At 56.8% G+C, this 21,371-nt stretch carries 16 protein-coding genes; 10 read left to right on the forward strand and 6 right to left on the reverse strand.

The features are described 5' to 3' along the window. Positions 1–175: 175 nt before the first annotated feature. Positions 176–1,876, reverse strand: coding sequence for a DEAD/DEAH box helicase (locus tag KTE_RS01370; RefSeq protein ID WP_201377667.1), 1,701 nt, complete (start codon positions 1,874–1,876; stop codon positions 176–178). Between the two features lie 476 nt (positions 1,877–2,352). Between KTE_RS01370 and KTE_RS01375 the strand changes: the two genes are divergently transcribed. The 7 genes from KTE_RS01375 (at position 2,353) to KTE_RS01405 (ending at position 10,898) form a co-directional block, all read left to right on the forward strand. Continuing rightward, positions 2,353–2,682, forward strand: coding sequence for a transposase (locus tag KTE_RS01375; protein ID WP_236600235.1), 330 nt, complete (start codon positions 2,353–2,355; stop codon positions 2,680–2,682). 262 nt (positions 2,683–2,944) lie between these two features. Beyond that, entirely contained in the window at positions 2,945–3,628 is a 684-nt protein-coding gene (locus KTE_RS01380) for a response regulator transcription factor (RefSeq protein ID WP_201377669.1), read from the forward strand. A 1-nt stretch (position 3,629) separates the two neighbouring features. After that, complete coding sequence (locus KTE_RS01385) at positions 3,630–5,111, forward strand: cell wall metabolism sensor histidine kinase WalK (protein WP_201377671.1); 1,482 nt, start codon at positions 3,630–3,632, stop codon at positions 5,109–5,111. Positions 5,112–5,448: 337 nt separating this feature from the next. Next, positions 5,449–8,400: an FtsX-like permease family protein gene (locus KTE_RS01390; protein WP_201377673.1), complete on the forward strand. Its 2,952-nt coding sequence runs from the start codon at positions 5,449–5,451 to the stop codon at positions 8,398–8,400. A 9-nt stretch (positions 8,401–8,409) separates the two neighbouring features. Beyond that, on the forward strand, positions 8,410–9,555 hold the full coding sequence (locus tag KTE_RS01395; protein WP_201377675.1) for an ABC transporter ATP-binding protein: 1,146 nt from the start codon (positions 8,410–8,412) through the stop codon (positions 9,553–9,555). Beyond that, a complete protein-coding gene (locus tag KTE_RS01400) occupies positions 9,555–10,253 on the forward strand; it encodes an ABC transporter ATP-binding protein (RefSeq protein WP_201377677.1) in 699 nt (232 codons plus the stop codon). The genes KTE_RS01395 and KTE_RS01400 overlap by 1 nt, the downstream gene beginning before the upstream one ends. 366 nt (positions 10,254–10,619) lie before the next feature. After that, entirely contained in the window at positions 10,620–10,898 is a 279-nt protein-coding gene (locus KTE_RS01405) for a phage integrase N-terminal SAM-like domain-containing protein (protein WP_201377679.1), read from the forward strand. A gap of 549 nt (positions 10,899–11,447) precedes the next feature. Here KTE_RS01405 and KTE_RS01410 read toward each other — a convergent pair. From KTE_RS01410 to KTE_RS01420, 3 genes are read right to left on the reverse strand one after another with little or no spacing between them, the layout of a single operon-like run. Continuing rightward, on the reverse strand, positions 11,448–13,808 hold the full coding sequence (locus KTE_RS01410) for an LUD domain-containing protein (RefSeq protein WP_201377687.1): 2,361 nt from the start codon (positions 13,806–13,808) through the stop codon (positions 11,448–11,450). 53 nt (positions 13,809–13,861) lie between these two features. Further along, a complete protein-coding gene (locus KTE_RS01415; protein ID WP_201377689.1) occupies positions 13,862–14,434 on the reverse strand; it encodes a lactate utilization protein in 573 nt (190 codons plus the stop codon). 30 nt (positions 14,435–14,464) lie between these two features. Then, positions 14,465–15,499 (reverse strand): Gfo/Idh/MocA family protein, encoded by a 1,035-nt coding sequence (locus KTE_RS01420; protein ID WP_201377691.1) that lies wholly within the window; start codon positions 15,497–15,499, stop codon positions 14,465–14,467. 154 nt (positions 15,500–15,653) lie between these two features. Here KTE_RS01420 and KTE_RS01425 point away from each other — a divergent pair, with 154 nt between their 5' ends. Together KTE_RS01425 and KTE_RS01430 are read left to right on the forward strand one after the other, a co-directional pair. Next, entirely contained in the window at positions 15,654–16,298 is a 645-nt protein-coding gene (locus tag KTE_RS01425; protein ID WP_201377693.1) for a ThuA domain-containing protein, read from the forward strand. A 129-nt stretch (positions 16,299–16,427) separates the two neighbouring features. After that, complete coding sequence (locus KTE_RS01430) at positions 16,428–17,075, forward strand: TetR/AcrR family transcriptional regulator (RefSeq protein WP_201377695.1); 648 nt, start codon at positions 16,428–16,430, stop codon at positions 17,073–17,075. On the opposite strand, the gene KTE_RS01435 is transcribed toward KTE_RS01430, so the two are convergent. Then, positions 16,981–18,060 (reverse strand): zinc-binding dehydrogenase, encoded by a 1,080-nt coding sequence (locus KTE_RS01435; protein ID WP_201377697.1) that lies wholly within the window; start codon positions 18,058–18,060, stop codon positions 16,981–16,983. The two genes, KTE_RS01430 and KTE_RS01435, sit on opposite strands and share 95 nt — an antisense overlap. Before the next feature lie 285 nt (positions 18,061–18,345). Here KTE_RS01435 and KTE_RS01440 point away from each other — a divergent pair, with 285 nt between their 5' ends. After that, positions 18,346–19,170, forward strand: a complete 825-nt coding sequence (locus KTE_RS01440; RefSeq protein ID WP_201377699.1) for a family 16 glycoside hydrolase — start codon at positions 18,346–18,348, stop codon at positions 19,168–19,170. Positions 19,171–19,524: 354 nt separating this feature from the next. On the opposite strand, the gene KTE_RS01445 is transcribed toward KTE_RS01440, so the two are convergent. Next, positions 19,525–20,844, reverse strand: coding sequence for an MFS transporter (locus KTE_RS01445; protein WP_201377701.1), 1,320 nt, complete (start codon positions 20,842–20,844; stop codon positions 19,525–19,527). Between the last annotated feature and the right edge of the window lie 527 nt (positions 20,845–21,371).

Genomic DNA, 21,371 nt, shown 5'->3' on the forward strand with positions numbered 1-21,371 from the left:
AAAGAAGCCTATGGTAGCATAGATAGACATGGGCTTTCAAGAGGTCGTCGGAAAAAGAGGGAGAGATCACACCAGCAAGGAGTCAATGAGCAAACGCATCGAACTGGTAGCAAGACGAGTGAGCTGAGAAAAATTCTCAGCTCACTCGTCTACTTTTCGCTCTATGCTAGAAGATTTACCGGCTGGAGATACGGTCCCGCGTGCGGCGGGCGTCGTGGGCAGTGCCCCCGGATGTACGTTTCCCGGAGCGTGTATCAAAGGAGGAAAACGCGGGCTTCCTGCCTTTGCCCTCACCTTTGCCAAAGCTCGAGGGCTTCCCTGTGCCTCTCTTGTATTCTCGGGTCTTGTCTGTGGATGGTTTCTCAAACGTCGCTGCGCGGCGCTCCTGTCTGCGAGCAGGAAGCTCAGGCTCAATAAAGAGTTCCGCGCGCTTGGCGCGTGCGTGTGCCTGTCCCTCGGTCTCTACAAACACTTCTGTATGCCGGACACGTGAGCGAGCAGGGCGCTCGGCGTCGGCAAAGGTGTCAGTGCTGCGCTCTGGCCTACGCGCGGAGAACTCATTACGCGTCCGCTCATAGGGGCGTTTCCTCGTATAGGCTCCCTGCGTCTCCTGGAATCTGGAGCGCTCCCGCCTGGGACGCTCATTCAACGTCACCACTTGAGTGTCCTCGTCTTCCAGCAAGGTCTGCTCGCTATCGCGCTCCAGGTCGCGTGTCTGCTTTCCCTCTGACATTACCATAGGCCGGGCCAGAGCGGCCTCATCATTCAGGACCATTTTTTGCACGGCAACGGGCTGCCCGAAGCTACGTGACATACGTCGCCATTTACTCATATCCGAGGGCGCGAGAAGTGTGACGGCCTTGCCATAGCGTCCCATGCGTCCCGTACGGCCAATGCGGTGCGTAAAGAGTTCGTCGGAGTCGGGAAGCTCATAGTTGATGACCTGGGTAATGCCACGAATATCGAGTCCACGCGCGGCAACGTCGGTCGCGAGCAGCATCTGCACCTGGCCCCGGCGGAATGCCATCAATACATCTTCGCGGGCGCGCTGGCTCTTATCGCCATGGAAGGTCCCAACGGCAAAACCAAGATTACTGAGCTGTTCCCCCAGTCGTTCGACGCCCATCTTGGTACGGCCAAAGATCAGGCTGATCTCGCCCTGGGTGGAGGCCAGAAGTGTGCAGAGTGCCTCTACTTTCTTGCCCCGCGGCACCTGGTAGACAACCTGTTCAATCGTGCTTTGCACGCCTGCCTCTGGGGTAATCGTTACCTTGACGGGATCTTTGAGAAACTTCTCCTGCAACTTCGCGATCCAGGTAGGCATAGTCGCTGAAAAGAGCGCCATCTGACGGTCCTCAGGTGAGGTTTCCAGGATCTGCTCAATCTCGGGTCCAAAGCCGCTATCGAGCATCTGGTCGGCCTCGTCGAGCACACAGATGCGGATGTCGCGCAGGACCAGGTTGCCTTGCTCCAGGTGATCTTTGATACGCCCAGGGGTGCCAATGATAATCTGCGCACCATAGCGGAGGGCGGAAATCTGTTTCTCATAGCGTCGCCCACCCACCAGCAGGGCCGTTGTCAGGCGCCGGGGCGCGGCAAATGTGCTGAGGACTGAATTGACCTGCACAGCCAGTTCGCGTGTGGGAACCAGCACAAGCGCCTGCGCCACGCGTTTATTTTTTGCCAGGCGTTCGATCAGGGGAATACCATAGGCAAGCGTCTTGCCAGAGCCAGTCGCGGACTGCCCTATTACATCCTTACCAGCCAGCAGGGCTGGAATCGCCTCGGCCTGAATAGGGGTCTGCTCTGTAATCTGCATGGATGCCAGCACCGCACGTGTTGCGGGCTGCAAAGGAAGGTCTTGAAAAGAAGGCATGTTTTATCCTTTCGGCCACTACGAAATCTCGTTACGAAATGCGTAGTGTACTCACTCAGGTCATGAAAAAAATGTTGTGAGAGGTCCCCACCCCGGCAGGAGGATCTACCTCCTGTGCCTTCCCCTGAGCCTGGTAATGCTCCACTTCGTGGGTGTTTCTAAACTCCCTGAAGTCACGGTGTCTTTAAAACGTACCAGGAGCGAGCCGTAGGATACAAAAGCAGGGCTGCTTGCTGATATCAAATCTAACGTGTGTGCAGGAAGAAAAATCTAAAGAGGATTGCGGAGAACTCTTCTGCGTCCTTGCTGGGGAACAGGATATACGAGCGGCCTGTCCCATCGCTATAGCCCTTGCAGTGTACCTCTTCTATCCTTATTCGTCAAGTCCAACAGCACATTCGTCCCAGTGTGAGGGGTCAGTGTATCGAAAGGTGAAAACTGTACGCTTAGCAGATTCCGCCTCTCACCAAGGAGGGGTGACGCGCTTCCAACGGTTCGACCAGGTAATTGCCTATACTGGCATGGATATCGAAATCAAGCAGAGTGGCAAGTGGCAAGGGCAAGCCAAACGCTCCAAACGAGGCAGTGGACTGATTCGACGCATGCTCTACATGGCTGCGATGCGGTGCATTTGGCTCCCTGACTCGGTCTTTGGGGTCTACTATCATCGTCTGCGGGCGCGCGGGGCTTGTAAAAAAACGGCGCTGATGGCGGTCATGCGCAAAATGCTGGGGGCTGCCCACTTACTCCGAACTAGGAAGGACTACGATCCGACCAAAGTCGCCGCTGGCCCCACCCCCAGCTAGGTTCTCCTCAGGCGCTTCAGATTTATCCTCAAGCGCACAGCGGATGCTGTCTTATCTTAAACCGGATGGGTTTCTTTAACCTGCCCACAGGGGACTTGACAATTTCTATGGACTTCTTTTGGATGAAGCTAGAAATGAGCCAATCATCTCCTTCATGAAAACTTCACAATAATTGGCTATACTAGAGACAAAATAGAGAGCTATCCGTACATATATTGCCCCTTTTGCGCACACTATTTCCCTGCTAATAGGAACCTATCAGATGAAACGAAAGATACTGGTTGTTGACGATGATCGAAAAACCGTGGATTTGATTCGCCTCTACCTTGAACGCGAGCAACACCAGGTGCTTGTCGCTTACGATGGACGCGAGGCGCTGGAACTCGCGCGCCAGCGTGCGCCTAGCTTGATTATTCTTGATTGGATGCTGCCAAAGGTAGATGGGTTGGATATTTGTCGCATCCTGCGCGTCGAGTCGCAGGTGCCGATCATTATGCTTACGGCACGTTCGACCGAAGAGGATAAGTTGCTGGGCCTTGATCTGGGAGCCGACGACTACGTGACCAAGCCGTTTAGCCCGCGCGAACTGGTGGCCCGTGTACGCGTGGTCATGCGGCGTTTCACCCAGGAGGAAGAGTTGGCGCCGCCGCTGCAGATTGGCGACCTGCGCATCGACTTTGCCGCTCACGAGGTCATGCGCGCGGATGAACCTGTGCGCCTGACGCCGAAGGAGTTCAAGCTGCTGGAAACCCTGGCGCGTGAACCTGGACGCGCGTTTAGCCGGAGCGAGTTGGTTAATCGCGTCTTTGGCCTGGAATACGAAGGCTTCGAGCGCACGATCGATGTCCATTTGATGAACCTACGGAAAAAGGTAGAGGCCGATCCCAATCACCCCCTCTACCTGCTAACTGTGTACGGCGTTGGCTATAAATTTCGGAGGGAGTAAGATGTTCCGTGAACGCCATCTCCGCCTGCCTCATTTCACGCGCAGCCTGCGTTTTCGCTTATGGCTGATGTTCCTGTTGATCGTCCTGGTTACCATCAGCATTGTGGCATTTTTTTCTGGTCATAGCACTGCTGGTCTGTTCAAAGTGTATGTCTCTGCAAAACAGCGGGCAGGACTCAATGATGCTATAACCGGGTTAAACAATTTTAATATCAAATCAAACGATAATCCTGATCCGCAAATTGAGGAGGGTATGGTCGATCAAATCGGGCGCGCATATAATATCCGTCTGATTGTGGTCAATCCCGTGGGCCTGGTGATCGCTTCTAACGAGCCTGATCTGATCGGTGGCTTTGTTCTTCGGGAGCGCGCTAAAGTGGTTGCTGGACAGGAGAGCACGAGTTCTTCAACGCTCTTCTGCGCGGAATTGTCCAGCGATACCATCGTGCTCTCGACCAACACGATTCCTTTTTGTCCCAATCTCCCAGGCTCATTCCTTGGAGTGCCAAAGGCATTGGCCTCCCCCGAACAAAGTTTCCTCAATTCAGTTACCAGCTCGATCATGTTTAGCGTTTTCCTCGCGGGTCTGATCGCGCTGATTCTCAGCCTGGCCTTCTCTTACACGATTATCAAGCCGATCAAACGCATGACCACTGTGGCCCGGCGCATGGAAGAAGGCGATCTCGGCCAGCGCCTGAAGGTGAGGACGCACACCGAAATTGGCGAACTGGCGCACGCCCTCAATACCATGGCTGATGGGTTGCAGCGCTCTGAAAACCTGCGCCGCAATTTGATCAACGATATCGCACACGAACTGCGCACCCCTCTGACCAACATTCGCGGCTACCTGGAAGCGTTGCAGGACGAGGTGGTTGAGCCTACGCCCGAGACCATTGCCTCGCTCTATGAAGAATCGGCACTGCTGACGCGCCTGGTCACTGATTTGCAGGAGCTTAGTCTGGCTGAGGCCGGACAACTGTGCTTGATACGCCGTCCCCTGGCGCTCAACGAGTGTCTTCTCAAGGCGGTGCATGTGCTTCAGCTGCGCGCTGCCGAGAAGGAGATCACGCTGGATATCGACCTGCCGCCTGGCCTGCCCTGGGTCGAGGCTGATCCCGAACGTGTGGCCCAGATCCTGCGCAACCTGATCGGGAACGCGATTATGCACACGCCCGAAGGCGGCAAGATCACGGTCAGTGCTGCTGAACACGGCAATGAGGTACTGGTCCGCGTGCGGGATACTGGCTGCGGTATCGAGGCACAACATTTGCCCTATGTCTTTGAGCGTTTCTATCGCGCTGATTCCTCGCGCACGCGTTCGACCGGTGGCACCGGCCTGGGCCTGGCGATCGTCAAGCAGATGGTCCAGGCGCACGGTGGCCAGGTCAGTGTCGAGAGCCAATCAGGTCGCGGTTCCTGTTTCGCTTTTACACTGCCCGCGCTTGTTGAGGGGATGCTGCTTGATTACGACATTGCTGGATGAGATCCCTATGAGTCATCTCTGATGTTTCCGCGTCAGGAAATGTGTGTCCTGCAACGCCGCAAGCGGCTTTAAGGGAAAAGGGTGAGCGTCGGGTTCGTCGGGCTGCGGCCCGACGAACCCGACGCTCACCCTTTTCCCTTGAACTGCGAGGCGCCAGAGGCGCCAGGCAGGCGAGAGAAACATCAGGGATGACTCATAGTTTTCAAACCTGATGGCTTTTTGACGAGATCTTCATAACTTCTTTACAGCCTATGAGTTATATTCCGAGTGCCGGGTGGAAGAGCTTGCCTGGTTCGCATTTCACACACAAAAAACATGCAAATGTAAAGGAGTGTTTATGGCCTCCACTCTCTCGCGTCGTTCTACGCTGGCACTCTTGCCCGCGATTGTCAGGCTCGCCTGGTGGCGTCTGCGCCAGATGTGGCGCTCGTTGCTGGTCACCTGGCTGGGCATGATCGCAATGGTTGTGCTGATCTGTTCCGTTCCGCTCTTTGCTCAGGTCTCCAGCACGATTGGTCTGCGCTCAGTTCTGAGTAGTATCCCGCTGAGCCAGCAGAGGGTCAATGCGACTTTCTATAGTTTGCACCCGACCTCCGACCAGATTCTCCAGGCGCAACAGCAGATTAATCAGGCTGTGCAGAGCAATATTGGTTTCTATGTCAACGGCAGCGCGGACTTTTCGGTCTCTCTGCCACCTTTGACGTTGCAGTCCAGTGCCTCGCAGGGCGCCAGCAGCCAGAACACCAATACGCTGCAAGTTGTTGGCTACGATCTCGATAAGGTCGGCAGCGAATTAACTGTTGTTCAGGGGCACCTGCCAGATGCCCTCAACAATCAAATCGAGATCGCGTTGACTCAGGCCGAAGCGGCAAGCTTGCATGCGAGTATTGGTTCGGTGCTGAAGGCAACCTTTCCCGATTCCGTGGGAAGTGTGACCTGGACCCTGCATGTGGTTGGTATATTCGGAACCAGTAAGAACTGGGAATATGCCAATGACTTTCAGGCCAATACAAGTTCCCATGGCACGTCGTATCCAGTACTGGCCTCAAGCAGCGCGCTCCTGCCACAGCTCTCTTCTTTGCAGGTCTCGCTGAATAATCAACAGGTTTTCGGGAATAAGGGCGTGGTTATTGCGGCTGGTGGTAAAGGTTCTCCTAATCTGCCGTTCTTCGGACTGAACTGGAGCTATCCGCTTGATATTACACGCGTCAATACGAACAATATGGACGCGCTTGTGCAAGGTGGCACGAATCTTTCCTCACAACTGGGGCAATCGTTGCAACAGGTGCCGGATGCCGCGCCTTTTCAGATGCGTTCGGCAGGGCCACTCTTTGATACCATTTCAAACTACGAAACTGAGATCGCAATCGCTAATATTCCCATTATCGCCCTGCTTGTTCTGATCCTGGCGCTGCTGATTTTCCTGGTGAGCACGATGTCGGTGGCCCTGGTAGAACGCCAGACCGCGACGATTGCGACATTGCGCAGCCGCGGCGCGACTCGACGCCACGTGTTTGGTGCCTTTGTGACCCAGGGGACGATCCTGGGCCTGATTGCGTTGATCCTCGGCCCCTTTGCCGCTATCCTGCTGGTTGAATTGCTGGTTCATTTGCTCCTGTCCGGTTCTCCTCAATCGTCGCTGAATGTCCTGCTGGACAATCCCTTCTCGACGGCGCTGAGCGTGGGCTGGTTCGCCCTGGCAACAATCGCCTGCGCACTGCTCACGTTGATCATTTCGGTCAGGCGCGCTACTCAAATGGATGTGCTCGCTTTCCGACGTGAATCTTCGCGTAGCACACGCGCCCCTTTCTGGCGACGCCTCAACCTGGATATCGTTGGTGTTGTGCTGCTCTGTCTGGGCTATCTCGGCTACCTGTACATGTCGCAGCCCACGATTGCGGGGCAACTTGGTAAGGGCCTGCTTGTTATTCGGGGCGTCATGGCATTGTGCGCGCCATTCCTGGCTTCTGCCATTTGTTTCACGCTCTTCCTGCGCCTCTTCCCGCTTTGCTTGCGCCTATGTACATTCCTGTCGTCGCGCAGGCGCAAAGCTCCAGCCGTGCTCGCGTTCGCGCAGATGGCGCGCGCACCTCGCCCGGCTTCGCGCATGATCCTCTTGCTTCTGCTGGTCATTTCGACGACCATGTTCGCCCTGGTCTATACCGCGACCCAGCAGCAGCGCACCAGCGATTCGGTGGATTTCGCCATCGGCGCAGACTTCAGCGGAAGCGTCGGACCCAATACCCAGCATCTGACGCTGGCGCAGGAGACTGCTACCTATACAAAGGTGCAGGGAGTAACTTCCGCTACGTTGGGTTATGAGGATTCGGTTCAGCAGACAAGTGCACTGACCGATGTGGTGGCTGTGAATGCTGATACGTATGCCAGCACGGTCATCTGGAGCTCGCAGCACTCAGAGCAATCGCTTGCCAGTTTGATGTCCCTGCTAATCAGCCATCGCGCCGACGCGACCAACAACGATACCGTCTATACGATTATCGACGACGAGATGGCGAGCAATCAGCACCTCTCCGTTGGTTCTTCGTTTATTCTGCCCACGTCCGATGGCTATAGCATCCACTACGTTGTGGCAGGCATTGTCCACTACATTCCCAGCGTTTACGATAGCTCCAGCGACCTGATCACGTATGGCATGTTGTGCGACTATCAGAGCTATGCCTCGGTCTATCGGCAAAATAGCGGCAGTACGCTCGATCCAAATTTCGTCTGGTTAAAGACCAACAGTGACAGCACCTCGTTGAGCAGCGTGCGTGCTGCCTTCCCAAACTTGCAAGACTTGCGCGCACAACTGGCCAGCGCAGAATCGAATCCGCTCTATGTCAATGTCGATGGTATGCTCTACCTGGGCATCGCGACTGCGCTCCTGCTGGCGTTGCTTGGAACGCTCTTCTTCAGCTGGCTGAATGCTTCGGGGCGTCTGACTAACTTCGCTGTCTTGCGCGCGCTTGGTATGCCGCCGCGTCAGATTGCAGCAGTGCTGCTCTGGGAGCAAGGCTGGATCTATGTGTTCGCGGTTGTGCTCGGTCTGGGTCTGGGTCTGTTCCTGATGACCTTTGTCGGCCCAGCGCTGATCTTCACCGACGTTGTAACGGCCCTGAGTAGCAAGGCCTCGATCTATACCCTGCCAGTCCAGCTTGTCGTACCTGCGTGGCTGATCATCGGACTGCTGGGCGCGCTCGTGGTGATTTGCGGAGTGGCTCTGGCACTGATGGCACGCCTTGTCTCTCGTCCCTCTATGAGCCAGACACTGCGTCTGAACGAGGATTAAGGAGTTTTTATGCAAGAATCCATTGTCACTTGCGATAATCTGATAAAAATCTATAAAACCGAAGATCTGGAGGTCGTGGCACTTCAGGGACTGGATCTGGAGGTCGCACGCGGCGAAATGATCGCGCTGGTTGGTGCCTCTGGCTCCGGCAAAACCACGCTCATGAACATCCTGGGCGGTCTTGATGCTCCCAGCGCTGGGCATGGCAACGTGGCTGGCTACGACCTGACCCGCCTGGATGAAGAGCAGCGCACGCGTTACCGCAACGTCGTCGTGGGCTATCTCTGGCAGCAGAGCGGGCGCAACCTGCTGCCAGATCTCAGCGTAGCCGCGAATGTTGACCTGCCGCAGATGCTCAATGGCATCTCTGCCAAACGCTCGGCTCAACGCACGCACACATTGTTGGAACTGGTCGGCCTAGCCGGTCATGCGAAAAAACGCCCCTTCCAGCTTTCTGGTGGCGAGCAGCAGCGTGTCGCTATTGCTGTGGCCCTTGCCAACCAGCCGGAACTGCTGCTGGCCGACGAACCAACGGGCGAGGTCGATTCGCAGACCGCTCAAGAACTGCTCGACGTGCTGCGTCAGATCAATACCGAACTCGGCCAGACGATCATCCTGGTGACCCACGATACTGCCGTGGCGCAGCGCGTCGATCGCACGCTGGCGATTCGCGATGGGCGCACGAGTACCGAGACGATCCGCCGCACACCAGAAACGCCTGCCGAGCTCCGGACGAAGGTTCCAGCAATGGTTTCCAGCGCGCCTGGCGAGACGGCGCAGCCCGCGTCTGAGCTGGTAGCAACGCTCACGAGTATCCTGGAACAGCATCAATTGGGGAATCAATTGGAAATCCATGTCGCGGGCAATCATCTCGAACTCTGGCCGGTGAGCACACGACGCCAGATGCCGAGCAGAGGGACGAGTTCAATTATCGGCCTCTCGCTGGATTCGCATCGCGAACTGGTGCTGGTTGATCGGGTCGGACGCCTCCAGTTGCCGAGGGAGGCACTGGAACTCATTCCTACAAATGGCCGCGCAGAGGTGCAGGTAGCCGGGGATCGCGTAATCCTCTGGCCCTTTACCAATGGCAAAGAGCGTGCGCAGGAGACGCTCATCCCCGCGCAAAGGCAGACAACTGGAACGGATGGTGTATAATGACGCAAACAACCCAGGTAACAACAGCCGTCGTCGAGGCGCGCGGTATCACACGTGATTTCAAGATGGCCAGCGGAACGGTCCACGTGCTGCGCGGCATCGATCTCCGCATCGCGCCTGGCGAATTCGTCGCGCTGCGCGGGCGCTCTGGCTCTGGTAAGACCACCCTGCTGAATATCCTGGTGGGCCTGGATAATCCCACAGCTGGCCAGGTCCAGGTGCTTGGTCGCGACCTGGCGACCCTTCGCGAGCCTGCCCGCGCGGCTCTGCGCCGTGAGAGCGTAGGCATACTTTTCCAGAATGCGCACCTCTTTCCGGCGTTAAGCGCGCTGGAAAACGTCGAGCTGGCTCTACGTTTGCAGGCTGCGTTGCCAGCCGAGCGCAAGCGGCGCGCGCTCGAAGCGTTGGAGATGGTTGGTCTCGCCGGGCGCGTCCATCACCGTGCCCTGGAACTCTCCGGCGGGGAACAGCAACGCGTCGCGCTGGCGCGCGCCCTCGCTCACCAGCCGCGCCTGGTCGTTGCCGACGAGCCAACCGGCAATCTCGACCTGCACACGGGCCAGTCCATCACACATCTCTTGCAGCAAATTGTGCGCCAGGCCAACATTGGCCTGCTGGTCGCCACGCATGACGCCATGGTCATCACCACCGCCGATCGCATCGTGCAGATCAACGATGGGGTGCTGGTGGAACAATAGGAGAAGGAAGTTTTTTCTGCGAGGGGTAACGAGATTACCAGGGGTAAAACCTCCGCGAAGCGCTTCGCGGAGGTTTTACCCCTGGTAATCTCGTTACCCCTGTTGTAGTATGAGCTAAAACCGCCATGAGGACATCGAACTGGGGAGGATTTCACTCAGACCAGAGTCGGGGATTCCTCGCCTCTCATCACTATTCACACGATCGCAAGGAGATCTCGTCGGAGAACACTTGTAGGAGAATAGCCATTCTTGGTCAAGTTTTTCCCATCCTCATGCTCCGCTTCGTTGTGCACAGAAGGAAAAAAGTCAAAGTTCTCCACGAAATCTCGTCGGAGAATCGTTTGAGAGGAAAGTTAGGAGAAAGAGATGCCAGATACCCGCACCGATCCGGCCATCTTCCAGGAGTTCCGAGAAGCACTGGGGACGCGTGATCCCAAAACAATCGCAGCCTACCTGGCAACTCTGCGTGACTTTGTGGCCTGGCTCGCCACGCAGCCAGGAGGAATGCCTTTCCATCTGGGACTCGTGACGGAAACGGCAATACGTGGGTATATGGACGCGCTTCAGCGATCTGATCGTGCACCTCGGACCCGCAGTAAGGCGCTTTCTGGTGGGCACGCGTTGCCTTGGAGAGTCAAAGGCTAGTTTGCAAGAGACCTCTCAACTCGATGTCAGGGCCATCATCTATACGCAAACAACGGATAGGTGATGGTCTCGTCTCTGCTCCTATACCATCTGCCCGCGTATTTGCGATACTATTAATTTGAGGTCATTGCGTATGTTCCTCGACATGGTGTGTTTGTACCGGAATCATCGAATCCGCATCACCTTTTAAATGCATTCGATCCTTCTGCTTCATACCAAGCGCAATCTCTGAATCCCCAAGACCCAGCAACAATGAACGATGGGAGCAATCGCGTGGAAGGGAAGAGGATGCGAACCTGTGCGCGTGCAATTTCAAACTGAGTGTGGGAGCAGATGGTAGAGGCGGTCCAGGCGGCCACGGTCTATTGGAATGCTCACCGCCACCTGGCATCGCTGTTTTGCCCAAAGTCTCCTAAATTTAGCGGATGCACCACTTAGCGTACACTTTTCACCTTTCGATACGCTGACCCCTGTGAGAGCTGATTTATAAACAAAGGGGCACACATGCAGGGGTGAGAGCAGGCTAGCCTGCTCTCACCCCTGCATGTGTTACTCTTCTTGCAAACGCTCGGCGACGACCTCGGCCAGGTGTAGAACGCGCAGACGTTTCCCCTTGGCGTCTGCCCCGCCACGCAAGTGCATCAGGCAGCCGGGGTTATCGGCGATGAGGATTGCAGCCCCCGTCTCTTCCGCGTTCTGCAGTTTGTTGTTTAAGAGGCGCTCGGCGACCTCGGGCTGCTCAATCGAGGTCGTGCCGCCAAAGCCACAGCAGACATCTGACTGGGCCATCTCGCGCAGGTCAACGTGCAGGAGATCCTGCAAGACATGGCGCGCCTCGGAACGCAAGCCCAAGCAGTTACAGGATTGGCAGGAGTCATGATAGGTCACAACGACTTCGCTCGCCTTCTCCTCGCGTACTGGGAGTTGTACGCCGCTGGGGATGACGACGCGATCCATGAAGCCTGCGAAGTCGATGACGCGATCCGCCAGGGCCTGAGTCCGTTTGAGCCAGGTTGTCTCGTGAAAGTCCTCGAAGAGGCGCAGGTAATCCTGAATGATGGTCACGACACAACTGGTCGAGCCACTGAGGATATAGTCGGCTCCGCTCTCCTCCAGCGATTGCTCCAGCGTGGCAATGGTCTGCTTGGCCATGCGCAGGCCATTGCGCCGGTCGCCGGAGTTCAGCGCGGGCAGACCACAACAGTTCTGCTGCTGGGGGAATACAACGTGCACGCCGATGCTCTCCAGGACCTTGATCACAGCCTCCCCCATTTCAGGATAGAGGCGGTCGGTCATACACCCCGCAAAGTAAGCCACCGTCACATGCAACTGCCCCTGAGTAGCGAGGGGCTTTCCATGACTATAAGACTTGCTGCGTGCCTTGACCCGGTCACGCAGGGGGCGTAACGCCAGGGCTGGAAGGCTGCGCCAGCGCGCCTGGTCCGCGACCCCCTTGAGGAAGGGCAGCTTGCCCAGGAGACCAAAGTAACGCGAGCGCACAAAATGGCTACCCCAGGTCAGGGGCAACTGGCCCCAGCTCCCCAGGCGTGCTCCCAGGTTAAAGAGCCAGGGACGCGCCATGGCCTCGAAGATGATCCTCTTAATCGGATGCAGGCCCTTTTTCTCTGCCACACGATGGCGCACATCCAGAATGAGGCTGGGCAAGGGAATTTCAACCGGGCAGACGGTTTCGCAAGCATTGCAGCTTACACAGAGGCTCTGCGGACCCGCCCCTGCCTCCAGGCCATGATGGAACGGGGTGACGACCAGGCCAATCGCGCCGCTGTAGATATGGCCAAAGGCATGTCCCCCTACCTGCTGGTACGGGGGACAAATATTAGCGCAGGCGGCACAGCGTATACAGCGCAAGGCGTCTTTAAAATGCGGGTCTGCGCGCATCTCGCTACGTCCATTGTCCAGCAAGACGATATGCATTTCCTGGTTGGGAGCCGAGGGACCGGTGATAAAGGTTGAATAGCTGGTCATGGCCTGCCCGGTCGCGCTTCTGGCCAGCAGGCGTAGCTGAGTCATGGCGTCGGCGAAGGTTCCCAGGAGTTTATCGCAGCCGGCGATGACGACATGGACAGGTGGGAGCGAGGTCACCAGGCGCCCATTGCCCTCGTTGGTCGTCATCATCACGGTTCCGTTCTCCGCGATGAGGGCGTTGGCTCCACTTACCCCCATGCCCGCGGTCAGGAAGGACTTGCGATGCTCGGTGCGAATGACCGCGACCTGTTCAGCGACGTCATCACGCGAGATCTCGCGCCCGGTGGCCCTGGTCAACGTCTCGCCTACCTGCTGGCGCGTCTTATGGATGATGGGCATGACCATGTGGGAGGGACGTTCGTGGTCGAGTTGCGCGACCCACTCCCCCAGGTCAGTCTCGATAGCCGTGATGCCTCGCTCTTCCAGGTAGGCGTTGAGTTCGATCTCCTCGCTGGCCATGGTCTTAGCTTTGACGACCAGTTCAATACCTTTACGCTGGCAGAGTTCGTAAATATAGCGGTTGGCGTCCTCGGCGGTGCGCGCCTGGTATACGACGGCACCTGCGGCCTCGGCCTGGCTTGTAAAGCGTGCGACCAGTTCTTCCTGGTGCTCGATGGCGTCGTCCTTGGCCTGGCGCAATTGTGTCCGCAGGTTCGCGAAACTAAACTCATCGCCATAGGCCTCTTGCTCTTGCTGGAAAACTTGCAGACGCGAAGCGCGCCAGTTGGGGGCAAAGCGCTTGAGCGCGCCCTGCAAGTTGGTGTCGTGCAGGGCATGGGTCAGGCGCTCTTCAAATGGCTGGTGCTCGTGAGTTGTGTTGGCCTGCTCCTCGGTCACGACCTGTTGCGGTGTGAGCGTCCCTGTCAGCGCGACCTGCGCGGGCTGAAGGGTATCATGTTGAGAAGACGATTGTGGCTGCTCCATAAAAACGCTACTCCGATCTGTAACCACCCACATCATTGTGGTAAAGACAATCGTTAGTTGCTCTCAACGAACAAAACACAAAATACTCTCGGTCCCTGAACACCTATTGTGAGGGTGCGCTCGATATCGGCTGTGCGACTGGGGCCGGTGACCAGGGTCATATGATGTTGCTGCTCAGTTCCAGGCGTGGAGAGCTGGCGCAGACGCTCACCCGCGCTCTCCAGCATGGGATAAAGCTCTCGCGCTTGCACCAGGACAAAATGGGCGATGGTCAACATGGTCACGGCACGCGCCGCCAGGTTGTTCTCGGCGACCAGCACCGAACCAGTCTCGGCAATGGCCAGGTGGGCGTCTGAGAGCCCGGCGGGTGCGTCGGCGATCTCGCGAGGTCCCTCCGCCTCTTCGAGGGTGATCCCTCGCGCTTCTAACAGAGACAGGAGCGCTCCCCATGGCTCACGTTGTGCGAAGCCTGGAGGAAGCATGATGAGCTTCTCTGCCAGCGCGGGATGCTCCGCGATCAGGCGGGCGGCCTCTTCGAGAGAGTCCGCATAGTGTGATTCGCCGCCTGCCGCGCGTAGGCGACGTTCAAATTGGCTGTAGAGAGTTTGTTGCTCTTGGATCTGCATGCGTTCCTCTTCTTTGACAACCTTCTTGCGCTACCAGGAAACGGCGACGCGCTTACCGCTTTCAGCGCTTTCAATGGCGGCAAACACCATCGCCAGGCTTTTTATGTTATCTGTGCCACTGGTCTGGGGCGCTCGTCCCTCGCGTACACAGGCGATAAAATCCCTGATTGCGCTGGAATGTCCTTGGGTCCGCTCTGTGCGCTCTACAAGATCTGGCTCAACGTCGTAAAATGTGGAGAGAAAGCCCCCTGTCTCCTGTACCTGCTGAACCCGTATGTCCTCTCCACCATCCCAGGTGATGCTTCCACGCTGGGCAATCAAGCGCCAGTCGCTCTCCCAGGTGGTCGCCAGGCCCTCCGCGCACCAGCTCCCGCGATAGGTATACATCAATCCGCCTGTCATCTCAAAGATGGCGATTGCCGAGGCGTCATGATCGTACCAGGAGCCAGCAGGGTTCCACTCATGGCAGTAGACGGAGACAGGATCGGCCCCGGTCAGGAAGCGCGCCGCGTCAAAGGTATGGATGGCCATATCCAGGAGCAGGACATGGCGCATATGGTCGCGAAAGCCCCCGAAATGCGCGCCAATATAGAAATCGCTATTGACTGTAGTGAGCGCTCCCAACTCGCCCGAGGCCAGAGCGTGGTGTACGCGTAGAATATTCGCATCATAGCGCCGGTTCTGCATAACCGCGAAATATCTATCAACGCGTTGTGCGGCCGCCACCAGGGTGCGCGACGCCTCTAGTGAGGCGGCCAGTGGCTTCTCACTCAGCACATGACAGCCTGCCTCTAGCGCCTGTAGGCTTGTTTGCAGATGAGCCTCTGGGATAGTGCAATTAAAGACAATATCGGGGTGTGTGCGCTCCAGGACCTCGCCCAGATCCGTACCAATCATAACCTGTGTCAACTGCAATTCGCGCGCCCTGGCATGCGCGGCCTCCTCATAAATATCGACCAGTCCCACGACCTCGACGTCAGCAAGCTCGGTCGCGGTCTGGAGCCAGGCACGGCTCATGGCGCCGCATCCAACCAGCACAATGCGCAACATATCTTTCTGCTCCATAACGATTCCTTTCCTCCCTTTTGCTTGCATTATATCCTCTCGACAGGTTGCTTGCCCAGGGGTTCTCGGGACATAATAGCAGTAACACGTCAATATGTGGAGACTCTGACCTGGTACAGATCAGGGTCCGGACCATAAAGAAAGGACTTCTTTTATGAAATCAGCATTACTTGTCTGGGGCGGATGGGAAGGCCATGAGCCGGAGCAGGGCGCGGCCCTCTTCGCACCCTTCCTGCGTGAGCAGGGCTACGAGGTCGAGGTCTCCGATACGCTCGACGCCTATTTAGACGAAGCCAAAATGCAGCGGCTTGATCTTATTGTGCCAATCTGGACCATGGGCACGATTACCTCTGAACAGGAACAGGGCCTGTTGCGTGCCGTCCAGAGTGGCGTTGGTATCGCGGGCTGGCATGGCTGCATGGCCGACTCCTTCCGCAACAGCACAGAGTATCAATTTATGGTTGGCGGCCAGTGGGTCGCGCATCCCGGCAATATCATTGACTATGAAGTCAACATCACTCACCTTGAGGACCCCATTACCGCCGGATTGCAAGATTTTCACATGCATTCGGAACAGTACTATATGCACATTGATCCCATCAATGAAGTCCTGGCCACAACCACCTTTAGCGGCGAGCATGCCCCCTGGATCGCGGGCAGCGTCGTGCCGGTGGTCTGGAAGAAACGCTGGGGCCAGGGACGCGTCTTCTACTCCTCGCTAGGACATGTCGTCAGTGACTTTGAGGTGCCCGAAGCACTCGAAATCATGAAACGCGGCATGCTCTGGGCCAGCCGCTAAAGCGTGCTACTTGCGTACGCACCTACTGCTGAACGAGTAGGTGCGTACGCAAGTAGCACGGGGCTATACGGTCGTTGCCTTTTTCTGATACAATCACCCTGTAGCCGAAGAGGAAGAGAGGTGTTACCTATGCCAGTCGAAGGGCGCTCGATGCGCGAAAATATTCTCGCCGCTGCGGTCCAACTCTTTGCCGAGTATGGATATCATGCCGCGCCCCTGCGCGATATTGCTCGCCTGGCGGGAATTCAGGCGGCCAGTATTTATCATCACTATCCCAATAAGCAATCGCTGCTGGTTGAGATTATGGAGACGTATATGAAGCGTCTGAACAGCCAGCTAGAGATGCTCCTGCGTACCTATGATGATCCCCGTGAGCGCTTGCGTGAGGCCATCGCCAATCATATCCGCCTGCATACCAGCAACAAGGCCGAATTCTTTATCATTGATACCGAACTTCGCTCCCTGGAGGGCGAGCAGCGGGCGCACATTGTCGAGCTACGCGATATCTATGATCGCCTGCTTCAGGGTATGCTCCAGGATGGGATGGAACGCGGTGTCTTTCGTCCAAGCGATACCAAAGTTACATCCTATGCTGTTATCGCCATGTGTACACAGGTCTCGTCCTGGTTTCACCCTGGAGGACGCCTGAGCGTGCAACAGGTCATTGATATTTACTACCAGATCATCCATCAGGGCTTACTGCTCCATCCAGAAGGGACGCGAAGTCCGGAGGAATCAGTGCATATTTTACCCCCTTCTTCTGCGTTAGGAGACTGATAGCCTCCAGGGCCGCATGCAGGGGCAAGCGCCGGGTCACCAGGGCCTCCACATCTATCTGACGTTCAGCAATCAGGTGCAGTGCCTGAGCGTAGTAGCTTGGGGTATGATGAAAGACGCCCCTGATGGTAAGCTCGCTATAGTGCAGGGGACGCGTTTCCAGGGTCACCTGGGTGCCCGAGGCGCAGCCCCCAAAGAGGTTGACCAGGCCGCCAGGACATGCCAGTTGGGCCGCCAGTTGCCAGGTCTCGGGCGTGCCAATAGCCTCGATGACCACGTCGGCACCTCGCCGCTTCTCCGTCTGGTCGCGTACCACTTCGTACTGCTCTTGCAGCGTCATGCTAGTGACATCAATCACACATGAGGCGCCAAAATAGGTTCCCAGGCGTAGGCGCTCCTCACCCCGGCCCGTGAGTACAACTCGCGCGCCACGTAGCGTCGCAGCGGCGGTGAGCAGGAGGCCAAGTGGACCTGAACCCAGCACGATGACGGTATCTCCCGCGTGAATATCGCTGGCTCCAACGCCGTGGAGAGCACAGGCGAGGGGTTCAGCCAGGGCCGCCGCGATAAATGAAGTATCCGTTGGGAGAGGATAGAGGTTATGCTCGACGATGCGCGCAGGCACCAGCAGGTATTCGGCGTAGGCGCCATTGAGGAGTAGCAGGTCTTCGCAGAGGCTATAGCGGCCACGCTTACAATAGAAACACTGGTAGCAGGGGGCCGAGTTGGCTACCGCGACGGCGTCACCTTCACGCACCTTTGTCACACCGGCGCCTGTTGCAGCGACTGTGCCAGAGACTTCGTGTCCAAAGCCGGCTGGCGTCTGGCGAAAGAGCAGGGGATGTCCCCGGCGAAAGGTTTTGAGATCGGTGCCACAGGTCGTGGCTGCCGCTACCTGGAGCAGGACCTCGCCTGGCCCTGGCTGCGGAATGGGACGCTCCTCCAGGCGTAGATCGCCCGGTGCGTAAAACATGGCTGCCAACATGGCTGTATCGCTCGACTTTCTTTGGCTCTTGATGAGAGGTGTATGTTTCTATCATATGGCGCCAGCACCTTCCATCTCAAGGGGGAAGCACATACGAAAAAATTACTACTAGCCAAAAATACGAAACAATCTGCGCTACAATACGTCTTTATATATGCACGTTGAGAGAATTCCATGGACTGGAGCCAGTCCCCCCACCTGGTCAAGAGACAAGATTGATGGAAAAGGAGTCGCGCAGTTTCCGGCGCGCAGGTTGTGAGTATGCCGTTACAGAGAGAGAGAGACATGATAGGCGAAGAAACTCAACAAGAGCAGACAGCGCACTCCAACACACGACGCAGACACATGTTCACTATCGCGGGTCTGATGGGTATCGTGTGCCTGGCCCTGTTGCTCACCGTAGGTGGCCTGTATCTCTTTCCCGCAGGCAACCATACCCAGAGCGCACCAACTCCGACCCCGACGCCCTCCCCCTCACAGGCCCAGCTCACTGCCACCGCAATGGCGTCACGCCATTTATTTATCGATGATTTTACTGATAAAAACACATACAAAGACTGGTTCACAGGTTCGACGCAGGACTATGAGCGGCAAATTGGGCAACAGGGCTTGAGCCTGACCGCGCTCAATCACAAGGTCCTCATTGAAAGCCTGCCCCCCAGCCGCAATTTTGATGATTTCCAATTGACCACCGAGTTTACGTTTCAACAAGGGGACGCCGACGACAGCATCGGCATTTATTTACGCGGTGATGGAAATCTAGATCATGATTATCGCATTGACATTCATGGGAATACCACCTATAGCATCGTCAAGGAATCCTGGGACACCAAAACCCAGAGCGCCCACAATGATTACCTGGTTCCAGACAAGGTAAGCCCTCACCTGCACCCCATGGGAGGCAAAAACACATTGACCGTCTCATTGCAAGGCTCTTCCCTCTCCCTGATACTCAATGGCAGCCAGGTGGAGCAGATTGAAGATGCAAGCTATACCAAGGGGCAGATCGCGCTCTTCGTCCACAACGGCGCGACCTCGTCACAGGCGCGCGCCCTCTTTAGCAAAGTCGTCGTGGACCCCCTGCCACCCATCGCAACGCCCACTCCGTAATCCCCACCGCGAAGCAAACGTTATGGGCGTGGTTTGGGGCATCTGTCCCAAACCACGCCCATAACGTTTGCTTCTCCTCAGGCGCACAAGGTCATACCTGAAGCGAGCTTTTGAAAGGGGACGACCAGGCTCGCTCACGAAATGTCCATCCTACCACGCATACTCCTGTTAACGCCATTTGTCTGTTTTCCTTATCTCTGCTATACTTATTGATGTTGGGTGATCTGGTTGGGTAATCTGAAAAATGAGGAGATGTGCGCAAAAACAGATATGGACGCCGTTCTCCTGGCGACGTGCAGCGAGGTCCGATCACTCTTTAACCAGACCTTGCGGTGATCCTGCCTGATGCTGATCCTACCCAGGCTCTTTGCGTGCCAGCTCGCTCAGCGATGGAATGGCGCGCAATCGACGGTTCAAGGTGGTGAATAGCGCAATGAGAGCTTGAGGCACAAAGAGCAGCACAACCGTCTGACCCGGGCCAATCCATTGAATCAACAGCCCGGTGAGCGCGAGGCCCAGGGGCTGGCTGCCAAGAGAAAGGAGACGGAACACGCTCTGCACACGCCCCTGTAAATGGTCCGGGATCGCGATCATGCGATAGCTGAGCTGGACTGAGTAAAAGATGGGCACGACAATGAAGCTCACTCCGTTGGCGACCCCTAACACCCAGAGATTCGGCGCGACGGCCAGGGCGAGCCAGGAAACGGCCCAGACCCAGGCTGAACCGATCGTTAACTGGCCAAAGGTAAAACGCTTCTGCAAGGGACTACTCAGCACTGCTCCGACAATGCTGCCCACACCGCCACTGGCGAAGAGCATGCCGATGGCAAGCGGCGTGGCATGCAGGTTCTGCGCCAGCACAATCAGGATCAGCGTAAAGCCAATCGTGGAGAAGACTAGGACCAGGGTCAGCAGGGCCAGGAAACGCAGGACGTGCTCGCGCCAGAGCCAGAGAAGCCCCTCGCCGATCTCGTGCCAGATTTTGCGCGGCTCCTCCGTGCGCTCCTCTTGAAAACGCGCGCGCATCAAAAAGATGCTGAGCACCGAACAAACGTAAGAGATCGCATCGGTCAAGAACGGGACCGCGTGCCCCATACCATAGAGAAAGCCGCCCAGAAATGGCCCCAGCGTCCAGGAGGTCGAGTTGATGGCCTGATTCTGCGCGCTGGCGGCGGTGATCTGCGCTTTGGGCACCACGTGCGGCAGGCAGGCGATCTCGGCCACCGAAAAGAAGGTCATCAGCGTCCCCTCGATCAGCGCGACCAGGCAAAGTTGGAGAAGGCCCAGGCGGCCCAACCAGAGCGCGACGGGAATGCTGCCCAGGGCAAGCGCGCGCCCGGTATCGCAGATCAGCATCACCCGCTTGCGATCCCAACGGTCGATGAGCGCGCCCGCGGGCAGGCAGAGCAGAGCAAAAGGCAAACTATCCAGCGCACCAACCAGGCCGGCCTGAGTCGCTGAGTGTGTAATGCCCAGGACCAGCAGCGGAAAGGCCAGCAGCGAAACCTGGCTGCCGACGCTTGAGAGGAGTTGGCTGCTCCAGAGCAGCATAAAATCGCGGTTGCGCCAGAGCGACGGATAGCGCGGCGTCTCCGCCACTTCTGCTGGCGTTAAAATAAGTTCAGAAGAGCGCGAGCTTTCCGCGCCGCCTGGTTGATCGTGTATTTGAGTCATATTCATTGCTCCATCAAAAAACGGGGAAACAGCAGTCACGCTCAGCACAAAGATTGACCTCGACAGCAAAGCGCCTCTCTTCCCATGTCTCTGTGACCCCAGCACCCCACGGCACCTGCGCTTTCCTCATCAGGCCAACAACTGCCTGACGAGCATAGACGACGCAGACGGCCAGTATATGCGGGAGCAGGAAGAGTTACAAGCGTTTTCCCCGCAACGATTGGGCAGACGATACCATCCCTATGAGGAATCAAAGTATGAACAGGCGTCTGCGCGAATCGCATATCTGATAGTGCTACCAGGATTGGCAGCTTTGAGGGGTCGCGAACATCACAACGAGCATGCACCATGCAGCAAGGTACAGGAGCAACTACTAGAACAGATTGTCGTTCTCTGGCAAGAGCTGTTCTTTTTGCTCGATGAACGTCGCGTATTCAGAAGTGACAGGCTCCCTCGCACATGAAGTCCTGTACGTGAGGATGAAGCGTTAGAAGACCTTCATCGCGAAGGTGGAGGTAGTAATCATG

The sequence above is a fragment of the Ktedonobacter sp. SOSP1-85 genome (assembly GCF_016587415.1).
In the GTDB taxonomy this organism is placed as follows: Bacteria; Chloroflexota; Ktedonobacteria; order Ktedonobacterales; family Ktedonobacteraceae; genus Ktedonobacter.

Coding starts and splice junctions, on each gene's coding strand:
- KTE_RS01370 (WP_201377667.1), bottom strand. CDS start 1,876: ATGCCTTCTTTTCAAGACCTTCCTTTGCAGCCCGCAACACGTGCGGTG.
- KTE_RS01380 (WP_201377669.1), top strand. CDS start 2,945: ATGAAACGAAAGATACTGGTTGTTGACGATGATCGAAAAACCGTGGAT.
- KTE_RS01385 (WP_201377671.1), top strand. CDS start 3,630: ATGTTCCGTGAACGCCATCTCCGCCTGCCTCATTTCACGCGCAGCCTG.
- KTE_RS01390 (WP_201377673.1), top strand. CDS start 5,449: ATGGCCTCCACTCTCTCGCGTCGTTCTACGCTGGCACTCTTGCCCGCG.
- KTE_RS01395 (WP_201377675.1), top strand. CDS start 8,410: ATGCAAGAATCCATTGTCACTTGCGATAATCTGATAAAAATCTATAAA.
- KTE_RS01400 (WP_201377677.1), top strand. CDS start 9,555: ATGACGCAAACAACCCAGGTAACAACAGCCGTCGTCGAGGCGCGCGGT.
- KTE_RS01405 (WP_201377679.1), top strand. CDS start 10,620: ATGCCAGATACCCGCACCGATCCGGCCATCTTCCAGGAGTTCCGAGAA.
- KTE_RS01410 (WP_201377687.1), bottom strand. CDS start 13,808: ATGGAGCAGCCACAATCGTCTTCTCAACATGATACCCTTCAGCCCGCG.
- KTE_RS01415 (WP_201377689.1), bottom strand. CDS start 14,434: ATGCAGATCCAAGAGCAACAAACTCTCTACAGCCAATTTGAACGTCGC.
- KTE_RS01420 (WP_201377691.1), bottom strand. CDS start 15,499: ATGGAGCAGAAAGATATGTTGCGCATTGTGCTGGTTGGATGCGGCGCC.
- KTE_RS01425 (WP_201377693.1), top strand. CDS start 15,654: ATGAAATCAGCATTACTTGTCTGGGGCGGATGGGAAGGCCATGAGCCG.
- KTE_RS01430 (WP_201377695.1), top strand. CDS start 16,428: ATGCCAGTCGAAGGGCGCTCGATGCGCGAAAATATTCTCGCCGCTGCG.
- KTE_RS01435 (WP_201377697.1), bottom strand. CDS start 18,060: ATGTTGGCAGCCATGTTTTACGCACCGGGCGATCTACGCCTGGAGGAG.
- KTE_RS01440 (WP_201377699.1), top strand. CDS start 18,346: ATGATAGGCGAAGAAACTCAACAAGAGCAGACAGCGCACTCCAACACA.
- KTE_RS01445 (WP_201377701.1), bottom strand. CDS start 20,844: ATGACTCAAATACACGATCAACCAGGCGGCGCGGAAAGCTCGCGCTCT.